This window comes from Saccharomonospora azurea NA-128 (assembly GCF_000231055.2).
GTDB lineage: Bacteria > Actinomycetota > Actinomycetes > Mycobacteriales > Pseudonocardiaceae > Saccharomonospora > Saccharomonospora azurea.
Genome location: NZ_CM001466.1, coordinates 1,114,571 through 1,123,748, shown reverse-complemented (window position 1 = coordinate 1,123,748; position 9,178 = coordinate 1,114,571). Strand labels below are relative to the sequence as shown.

General features: G+C 64.7%; 9 protein-coding genes and 1 pseudogene. 6 read left to right on the top strand and 4 right to left on the bottom strand.

Annotated elements, in window-relative coordinates; genetic code table 11:
- Window positions 1-252: 252 nt before the first annotated feature.
- Window positions 253-1,041, bottom strand: a pseudogene (locus SACAZDRAFT_RS22335) (IS5 family transposase).
- Window positions 1,042-1,636: 595 nt separating this feature from the next.
- Between SACAZDRAFT_RS22335 and SACAZDRAFT_RS22015 the strand changes: the two are divergent.
- Both SACAZDRAFT_RS22015 and SACAZDRAFT_RS22895 read left to right on the top strand, forming a co-directional pair.
- Window positions 1,637-2,554, top strand: coding sequence for a polymorphic toxin-type HINT domain-containing protein (locus tag SACAZDRAFT_RS22015; RefSeq protein WP_005439291.1), 918 nt, complete (start codon window positions 1,637-1,639; stop codon window positions 2,552-2,554).
- 885 nt (window positions 2,555-3,439) lie between these two features.
- Window positions 3,440-3,787 (top strand): hypothetical protein, encoded by a 348-nt coding sequence (locus tag SACAZDRAFT_RS22895; RefSeq protein WP_157606931.1) that lies wholly within the window; start codon window positions 3,440-3,442, stop codon window positions 3,785-3,787.
- 460 nt (window positions 3,788-4,247) lie between these two features.
- On the opposite strand, the gene SACAZDRAFT_RS23685 is transcribed toward SACAZDRAFT_RS22895, so the two are convergent.
- Window positions 4,248-4,691, bottom strand: a complete 444-nt coding sequence (locus SACAZDRAFT_RS23685) for a hypothetical protein (RefSeq protein WP_232286448.1) — start codon at window positions 4,689-4,691, stop codon at window positions 4,248-4,250.
- A gap of 4 nt (window positions 4,692-4,695) precedes the next feature.
- Here SACAZDRAFT_RS23685 and SACAZDRAFT_RS23980 point away from each other — a divergent pair, with 4 nt between their 5' ends.
- On the top strand, window positions 4,696-4,821 hold the full coding sequence (locus SACAZDRAFT_RS23980) for a hypothetical protein (protein WP_269726609.1): 126 nt from the start codon (window positions 4,696-4,698) through the stop codon (window positions 4,819-4,821).
- A 10-nt stretch (window positions 4,822-4,831) separates the two neighbouring features.
- Here the strand turns inward: SACAZDRAFT_RS23980 and SACAZDRAFT_RS05010 are convergent, their stop codons facing one another.
- Window positions 4,832-6,394 carry an MDR family MFS transporter gene (locus tag SACAZDRAFT_RS05010; protein ID WP_005439287.1) on the bottom strand — a complete coding sequence of 521 codons (1,563 nt, stop codon included), beginning with the start codon at window positions 6,392-6,394 and terminating at the stop codon, window positions 4,832-4,834.
- 178 nt (window positions 6,395-6,572) lie between these two features.
- On the opposite strand from SACAZDRAFT_RS05010, the gene SACAZDRAFT_RS05005 reads away from it, so the two are divergent.
- Both SACAZDRAFT_RS05005 and SACAZDRAFT_RS05000 read left to right on the top strand, forming a co-directional pair.
- On the top strand, window positions 6,573-7,184 hold the full coding sequence (locus SACAZDRAFT_RS05005; protein WP_005439285.1) for a TetR/AcrR family transcriptional regulator: 612 nt from the start codon (window positions 6,573-6,575) through the stop codon (window positions 7,182-7,184).
- Window positions 7,185-7,239: 55 nt separating this feature from the next.
- Window positions 7,240-7,449, top strand: coding sequence for a hypervirulence associated TUDOR domain-containing protein (locus tag SACAZDRAFT_RS05000; RefSeq protein ID WP_005439283.1), 210 nt, complete (start codon window positions 7,240-7,242; stop codon window positions 7,447-7,449).
- A 3-nt stretch (window positions 7,450-7,452) separates the two neighbouring features.
- On the opposite strand, the gene ilvA is transcribed toward SACAZDRAFT_RS05000, so the two are convergent.
- A complete protein-coding gene (ilvA, locus tag SACAZDRAFT_RS04995; protein WP_198283898.1) occupies window positions 7,453-8,724 on the bottom strand; it encodes a threonine ammonia-lyase IlvA in 1,272 nt (423 codons plus the stop codon).
- 231 nt (window positions 8,725-8,955) lie between these two features.
- On the opposite strand from ilvA, the gene SACAZDRAFT_RS23150 reads away from it, so the two are divergent.
- A partial coding sequence (locus tag SACAZDRAFT_RS23150; RefSeq protein WP_005439280.1) for an acyltransferase family protein occupies window positions 8,956-9,178 on the top strand: 223 nt, incomplete at its 3' end.

Genomic DNA, 9,178 nt, shown 5'->3' with positions numbered 1-9,178 from the left:
TGCGTGATATGGTGTCTTGCAAAAGAAAGCTTACTGCTGATCTCCTTGAAAAGATGTCGTGGGACCCGCATGACTCCGTGAGGTTGAACGTTGCGCGTCACCGAAAAACGAGTATGGGAACTTTGCGTCGCTTGTCACAGGACTCTTGGGAGGAGGTTCGGCGGCTTGCCATGGAAAGACTGATTAGGCAAGGAGGGTCGTGACAGTCGCGAGATGATTTTGTCTCGTAATTGCGACGATTGGCAGCTTGCCTCATTTGGTGAGTTTTTTGTGGCAGGTGAGGGTTGAGGAAGGCGTGGAGGTGGGTGGTTTTGCGTTCGTAGCGCAGGGTCAGGCGCCGGTATCCGGTCAGCCAGGCGACCGTGCGTTCGATGACTCATCGGTGCTTGCCCAGTGTGTCGCTGGTGTCGATGCCTTTGCGGGCGATACGGGGGACGATTCCACGGTGCCGGAGCCAGGCGCGGAGAGCGGGGATGTCGTAGGCCTTGTCGGCATGCAGCTTGGCGGGTTTACGGCGCCGTGGTCCGCGACGGGAGCGGATGGCGGGAAGCGTGTTGACCAGTGGTTTGAGTGCTTGGCTGTCGCGGGTGTTGGCCGCGGAAACATCCACGACGAGGGGCAGGCCGGCACGGTCGGACAGGACATGGATTTTCGAGCCGGGTTTGCCGCGGTCAACTGGGTTCGGCCCGGTCAGGGTGCCCCCTTTTTTTTTGCCCGGACGGACGCTCCGTCCAGAACCGCGCGGGGCCAGTCGATCAACCCTTGGCTGCCCAATTCATCCAGCACCGCCTGGTGCAACCGCCGCCACAGCCCGGCCACGGTCCACTCGGTGAAGGTCCGATGTGCCGTCGGCACCGACACCCCGAACGAGGGCGGCAAGTGCCGCCAGGCGCAGCCGCTGGTCAACACGAACACGATCGCGGTGAACACCGCCCGCGGACCCGTCCGCGAACGCCCACTACCCTGCGGACTCACCTTCGCCGACGGGATCAGCGGCTCCACCAGAGCCCACAACTCATCCGGCACCAACCGTCGCGACAGCGAGTCCCTCACAAGCCACGAGCATCGCAAACGGCCGAGTAAGAACCAAACGAGACACGCTGTAACACCAACCGCTGGAAACACCGTTCCTGTTGCAGACCCGTGATTGTCATTACCGACACGATTTCTGGGCGTGTTATCACGGTTGACTACGGAAGGGTTCGACAGTGAGCGGGGAAAGAGATGCTGAGCAGTTCCTCTGCGATCGGGCAGCCCGAGTCTTATCTGAATACCGGGAAGGCGATATTTCGCTTCGTGTGCTTATCGATACTCTCGATTCAGTATGGAGTAGCTATGAGCCTTCTGGGTGGCGAGAGAAATTTCGGGAATACTGGTGATATTGGAACAGGTCTACTCGGTGGCTCTGGAGCGTGGGAACTTATCCAACCTTTCACCGGATGAGCTGCTTGATATAGAGGAAGCTATTAGGGGTCTGGAGTTGCTTGTTGGTTACCTTGATTAGGTAGTCAGGCCTTGTGGTGTTCGATGAGTTTTCGGGATTGCCCGGGTTGGTGTGCCGATATTGGGAGCGCGAGCCTTTTGGCCGTGCCTGACATTCCTCGGATGACCGCTTGAGTGGTCGTCTGTTTCCTCAATGTCGCACTGGTGGTCTTCCCGTAGCCGACTCGGGGAAATTGTTGACAAGCTGATCGGTGCGTTCAAAGCGACGGTCAGTTGGGTCAAGAAGCGGGATGCGGCGCAGGGGTTGTTGCGGCGGGTTGATGCGGCGAAGGAGCGGCTGACCAGGTCGGGGTCATCGTGCTCGATCGGTAACAGTTTTGTGCCGGGCACGTTGGTGTTGATGGCTGATGGGTCGCGTGTGCCGATCGAGGAGGTCGAGCTCGGGGAGGATCGGGTGCTGGCGACGGATCCGGTGACGGGAGAATCGGCTCCGCGGGAGGTGGTAGCCACGATCGTCGGTCAGGGCGAGAAGGACCTGGTCGAGATCGAGGTGTCGAACGGGGGGCCGTTTGGTGAGTCGCTCGGGTCGGTGATAGCTACCGATGAGCATCCGTTCTGGGTGCCCAGTCTCGGGGAGTGGGTCCCGGCCGCGGAGTTGCAGCGTGGTGACTGGCTGCGTACCGGATCAGGCACGTGGGTTCAGGTCAGCCGCACCGACGCCTGGAGCGCGCCACAACGAGTCCACAACCTCACCATCAACGGCATCCACACCTACCATGTGCTCGCGGGAACCACACCCGTATTAGTGCATAATAATGGTGGCGAGCCTGTCACCGATGATTTCAACCAGGCGCGGAATCGGGCTCTGGGTTGGTTGGTTCCTCGCGGATTCAAAGCTGAAAAGGTGAAGTTAGGCAGGTTTCGGCAGATCGAAGGTAAGCCTGTCGGTATGCAGACAGCTAACAACAAGGTGAAATTCCGAATCGAGTTCGATGAGCGAAGCGGGGCGCACATCAACGTGTGGGCGGGGAAGGAGAAGGGGTCACACTTTCAGTTCAATGCGACCGAGGCGACTGTGGCGAAACTTCAGCGACTACACGGATGCGGCTGACAGAGGTGTGAATTGTCTGGAGATTTTTGGGAAGAAGAAGTGTTTTCTGTGCCGCCTTTAGCTGCCCTGACAAGGGTGGATCAGGGAGGTATATTCGATTGGCTAAGGCTCAATTTTCCCGCCGTAGGAGAAAAGATTGACTGGGGTCGTGTGCGTGGGAGCCATAAGCATTGGAGAATCAGCGATGAGCGGCTGCTGTCATTGAGTGCATCTCGAGAAATCTGTGCACGAATCACTCCAGGCTCTGCAGTCGAGCACGTGGGAGATGGACTTTCTCCCTACGGCGTACGTTTTGAGGGAAGTGAGGCGGCTTCGGTTACGGCTGCGCTTCTTGAGGTCCCGGAACACCATTACTTTCTAGCAGAGGATCGATCGTGGATTGTGGTGGTCTCCTTCGAGGGTGACCTTGATGTATTGGATAGAGTTTGACGCTCGGAGTCTCTGAGCTCGTCGGTTCTGTGTTAGGCGAATACGGCCGCGGTGCGGGCGAGAGGGAGTCTGGCGATGCTATTTTCGAAGGTTGCCACTCGCGTGTACTGAATGGCATTGATTCGGTGTGCTGATCCTGATGCCCAGCCGTGGGACGTGGCGGTTTAGTAGGGTGCTCTGAGGGGGGATGATGGATAAAAGCGGAGTAGTGGTCGATAGGGAGCACTTCGGGGCTCTGTGTGGCAATATCTCAACGTGTTTCTGTGTGAATAAAAGGTTCCGGACCAGGTGTTTCGTAAGTCGTCTTCTCGTGTGCTCTTCTGCGAGTATCTGACAGCCTTGGGTGTAGATATATGGCCTGCTGTCCAGCGTGTGGCTCAAATATACGGTGATGACCGGATCGATCTATTGGTGGTCGAGCCTGGGTTTGAGTTGCGTGACCTCGATTGACACGGGGTGTTCCCGGCTGTTTCCTTGCCTGTAGATTCCAGTCCTGATGATTATTGGGACGCCATAAGTGAAGCTCCTCGTGGTAATGCCGGGGAGGCGATCGTATTTTCTGCACGCGTGCTGACCATTACGGGACTTTCGGGGCTCTGGGGCTGTTGGGGAGAGTGCGACCCCGATATTCTTGCATTGCAAGGTCTTCCGGATCATATATTGGATGATGCTTGGTGTGATGAATTCGGTCCGTTCTTGCGCGCGCCTGAAGCGCTGGAAAATTATATCTCACCAAATTTTGGTGATAACATCCCTGGATGGTTCTCAGATCGGTTCCTAAGGAATTGCGGCAGTGGGCGCTGAGAATGTCTTGACTGAAGCCTGTTGATTAGTCGCCCTGGTTGCCGGAGTGCCCGCCGCGACCGCAGCGGGATGACTACTCGTCTTGTCTCGACCTCGACTCCGCTGGAGTTCCTAACGTTTCCAGGAACGACGTCGTCGACGAGGCGCGAACGAGGGGTACAGGTATGGTCGAACCGGAGCTGAACTCGTGGTTGGCGGTGAACGTTCGTCCGTTCCCGCTCACGGGTGAGGCGACGGTGGATGTGTCGGAGGTGTTGGCGCGCGCCGAGGTGGTGGGGTCGCCTCCGCTGTGCGCACGGCGCGGGAGTCCGTGCTCGCCACCGGGGTGCTCCTCCGCTGCCTCATCGAGCACGCGGGGTTTCGCGCCCTGTTCATCGAGGGCACCGAGGAGACCGGCCTCACGCTCGACCGATATCTGTACACGGGGGGAGGGAGGTCTGCGGGCGCTCGTGCGGTCGAGTCAGCCGTTCTGCGCGCCGTCGACGTGGAGGACGTGCTGCGCGGACTCCGCTCCTGGAACCGCGAGCATCCCGACGATCCCGTGTCCGTGGTCTCCGTCCCGAATCCGGTCGAGGCCGACTCGTTCGCCGGGATCGAGGCGGCCCTCGCCGACACCGTGCTGACCTGGCGGGCCGAGACGGGGCAGCGGATCGTTCACTGGGGCGGCATCGCCCACCTGGTCGCGGGCGACCCGCGTCGCCTCCCGCCCGACCACGTCGGCCGCAGTGCGGGTGGAGTGCTGCGCGCCCGCCTCGGCTCCGGTTACGCCGTCGGAACGCTCACCATAGGAAGTGGTCGGGCGCCGTTCCCGGTGCCCGATCCACGACCGGACTTCCTGGAGTCGGCGTTCGAGGGCATTCCCGCCGGACACCGTGGCGCGGTGGCTGCGACGACCGCTGCGCACACGCGTGATCGGCCCGGTCTACGACCCCGCCCGCGACCGGAACTCCCGGGGGGAGGCGGGGCCGCTCGCCGACAGCCTGGACGTCGTCGTGCACCTGCCCCACCTCACCCCGATCACGCCCGCGACGTGAGGCTTCGCCGTCAGGGCCGAGCCTCGTCCTTCTCGGTCGGCTCCATGTCCAGGGTCGTGCGCAGCGGCGCGGGCTTGAGCAGCAGCGCCGCGATCACGCCGACCACGGCGATGGACGTGGAGAGCAGGAAGATGTGACCCGTGGCGTCGCCGTAGGCGATCTCCACGATCTCGCGGATCGGCCCGGGCAGCGCGTCCAGGTTGAGGTTGCTCGTCTCGCCCGACGCCGACGCGGGGACACCGGCCTCCGCCAGCCCCTTCGTCACGTCGGCGTTCACGCGGTTGGCGAGCACGGCCCCCAGCACCGAGATGCCGATCGTGCCGCCCAGCGACCGGAAGAACGTGATCGACGCGCTCGCGGCGCCGACGTCGCGCAGTGCCACCGTGTTCTGCACGGCCAGCACGAGGTTCTGCATCGACATGCCCACACCGATGCCGACGGCCGCGAGACCCGCGAAGACGATGAGCAGCGGCGTGTCGCGGTCCAGCATCGAGAGCACGCCGAAGCCCGCGACCAGGATGATCGTGCCCGCCACGATCTGCGCCTTCAGCTTGCCGGTGCGGCTCACGATCTGGCCCGACACCGTCGACGAGACGAGCGTGCCGAGCATCATCGGGATCATCAGCAGCCCGGCTTCGGTCGGGTTGTACCCGCGGCTGACCTGGAAGTACTGGCCGAGGAACACCGCGCCACCGAACATCGCCATGCCGACGGCGAGGCTCGCGAGGATCGCCAGTGCCGGGCCCTTCTGTTTGATCACCGACAGCGGGAGCACGGGTTCGGGGACCCGCGACTCCCACCACACGGCGACGGCGAGGATGACCACCGACGGGCCGACCATGGCCGCGGTCTGCCACGACAGCCACGCGAACGACGAGTCCACGAAGCTGACCCAGATCAGCAGCACGCTCACACCGGTCGCGAGCAGGGCCGCGCCGACGTAGTCGACCCGCACCTCGTGGCGTTCCCGCACGGCCGGCAGGTGCAGGGAGCGTTGCAGCACACCGAGGGCGATCACCGCGAACGGGATGCCGACGAAGAAGCACCAGCGCCACCCCAGCCACGAGGTCTCGGTGATCACACCGCCGAGCAGCGGCCCGCTCACGGTCGCGAGGGCCATCACGCCACCCAGCAGCCCGTTGTAACGGCCGCGGTCCTTCGGCGGGATCATCGCGGCGATGATCGTCTGCACCAGGGCCTGGAGCCCGCCGACGCCGAGCCCCTGGAACGCGCGCGCGGCGATCAGCTGGCCCGCGTCCTGGGCGAAACCGCTGACCAGCGATCCGACGAGGAAGATGCCGATCGCGATCTGGACGAGTGCCTTCTTGTTGTAGAGGTCGGCGAGCTTGCCCCAGATCGGGGTCGACGCCGTGGCCACGAGCAGTGTCGCTGTGACGACCCAGGTGTACTGGGTCTGGCTGCCGTTCAACGAGCCGATGATCCTCGGCAGGGCGACGGACACGACGGTCGAGCTGATCATCGCGACGAACAGCACGAGCAGCAGGCCGAACAGTGGGCGCAGCACGCTCCCGCGGTCGGCCTCACGTGGTGTGGGCAGGGTCGAGGAACTCACGCAGCCTCCGGGCTGTCGGTGTGGGGTGGGGTCCGGCGGCAATCGAGACAGCGGACGTCGTGGACACAGCCAGACACCGCCGGACATCGTTGCCACACGCAACTATCCTCGTGAAGTTGCGCACTGTGCAAGTTTGCGCCTTGAGAAACAGATCACTCTCGGGCCTACGATCGCGGACGTGGAGAGTGAGCTCGGGCTGCGCGAACGGAAGAAGATCGCCACCAAGACGGCGTTGTACGAGGCGGCGATGCGCCTGTCCGTCGAGAACGGGTACGACACCGTCACGGTGGAGGCGATCGCGGACGCCGTCGGCGTGTCCCGGCGCACCTTCTCCAACTACTTCGCCAGCAAGGAAGAGGCCATGCTGTACGGCGACAGCGTGCGCCTGCACGCGCTGCTCGACGCCGTGGCCGCCCGGCCTGCGGAGGAGTCGGCGTGGACGGCGCTGCGCGGCGCCGTGCGTTCCGTGCTGCGTGACCTGCAGCGACAGCGGCGCGAGCGCGACGACAATCTCGACTGGCTCACGTGCGCGCGCGTGATCCGCTCCCACCCTGCGCTGCTGTCGGAGCAGGTCGCCACCTACGCGTCCTTCGAACGCGCGTTGGCCACCACGGTCGACGCCAGGCTGTCGCCGGACGACCGGTCGGTCATGCGTGCCCGGGTCATCGCGGCGTGCTTCCTCGCCGCCCTGCGGGCCGGAACCCAGGCGTGGCTCGACCACGACAGCGGCACCCCGGCGTCGCAGTTCATCGACCAGGCGCTCGTCGAAGCGGGCCTGCCCTTCCCGTGAACCGGGCCCGCGCAGTGGGTATCACTCCCGCTGAGGGGCGAAAGGGAGTACGACGATGGCGGAGTTCAAGAAGGGCGACCGCGTGCGCTGGGATGCGGGAAACCAGAGCTCGGTGGGCACGGTGGAGCGCAAAATCACGTCCGACACCGAGGCGGGCGGTCGGTCGGTCCGGGCGTCCGAGGAACACCCGCAGTACCTCGTGCGCAGCGAGAAGTCGGGCAAGACGGCCGTGCATCACCCGGACAAGCTGCACAAGGCGGACTGACGCTCAGGTCAGGAACGTGAACAGCGGGCTGTCCGGCTCGACGCGCTGGACGCGGTGAGGGGCGCGCCGCATGCGCTCCAGGATCTCGGGCAGGTTCTCCGGGGCGCCGAGTTCGATGCCCACGAGCGCGGGGCCGGTCTCCCGGTTGTTGCGCTTGACGTACTCGAACAGCGTGATGTCGTCGTCGGGGCCGAGCACGTCGTCCAGGAAGCGGCGCAGCGCACCCGGCTCCTGCGGGAAGTCGACCAGGAAGTAGTGCTTCTTGCCCTCGTGGATGAGGGCGCGCTCCACGATCTCGGCGTAGCGGCTGACGTCGTTGTTGCCGCCCGAGAGCACGCACACCACGGTGGCGCCCGCCGGCAGGTCCAGGTCGTCGAGACCGAGAGCGGCCGACGCGAGGGCGCCCGCGGGTTCGCTGATGATCCCGTCCGACTGGTAGAGGTCGAGCATCTCTACGCAGATGCGGCCCTCCGGCACGGAGACGAGCCGGGGAGTGTGCCGGGCGGCGAGGGCATACGTGTACTCGCCCACCATCCGCACCGCCGCGCCGTCGACGAACGGGTCGAGTGCGTCGAGCGCGGTGGGTTCGCCGCGCTCCAGGGCGAGCGCCATGCTCGTGGCGCCCTGCGGTTCGGCGCCGACGACCTTCACGCCGGGATGCCGCTCGTGGAGCCAGGTGAGCACCCCGCCGAGCAGGCCGCCGCCGCCCACGGGCACCACCACCGCGTCGGGCGCGTAGCCGAGCTGCTCGACGATCTCCTTGGCCACGGTTCCCTGCCCCGCGATGGTGCTCGGGTCGTCGAATGCGGGGACGAGCACGGCGCCCGTGGAGCCGGCGTGCTCCCGAGCCGCGGCCGCGGCCTCGTCGTAGGTCTCACCCTGGACGATCATCTGGACGTGCTTCCCGCCGAGAGACGCCACCCGCTCCCGCTTCTGCCGCGGTGTGGTCCTCGGCAGGTACACGCGAGCCTCGACGCCCAGCGCCGCCGCAGCGTACGCGACACCCTGGGCGTGGTTGCCCGCACTGGCACACACCACGCCGCGCGAGCGTTGGGTCTCGGTCAGCCGGCTCATGAGGTTGTAGGCGCCGCGCACCTTGTAGGAGCGGACGGAGTTGAGGTCCTCCCGCTTCAGCCGGACGTCGAGACCGTGGCGGCGCGACAGGCGTTCGTTGCGGTGCAGCGGTGTCGGAGGGATGACGTCCGCGAGCCGTTCGGCTGCCGCGTCGACGTCGACCGCGGTCACGGCCGGGGGCTTCGGAGTCTGTTCGGCCACGTCCTTCTCCCTGCGGGATCGACTGCGGTGCACGCCCGCCACCTGCTGTTTTCACGCTAGCAGGACCCGTCCGGCCCCCTGCGCGTGGGCGAATTGCACCTTGCGTGACGAGTGGCGAGCGAACGGTACCTACCCGCGCGTCAGGGGCCCCGGTGGAAGGGATACCGTGCCATCGCTGCATCCGGGTTGCGCAAGGCGGCCCGAGTAGGTATCTGGGAGGACCTTCCGGCGATGACCACGTTGCGGGAACCTTTGCGGGAGGAGAACGCGTCCACTCCGGCGCCGCGACGAGCACGTAAGTTCCGCCCCGAACTGCAGGGACTTCGCGCTCTCGCTGCCGCGTTGGTGGTCGTTTACCACGTGTGGTTGGACCGCATCTCGGGTGGCGTGGACGTCTTCCTGTTCGTGTCGGGCTTCCTCATCACCGGGCAGCTCTTCCGGGCGAGTGTGCGGG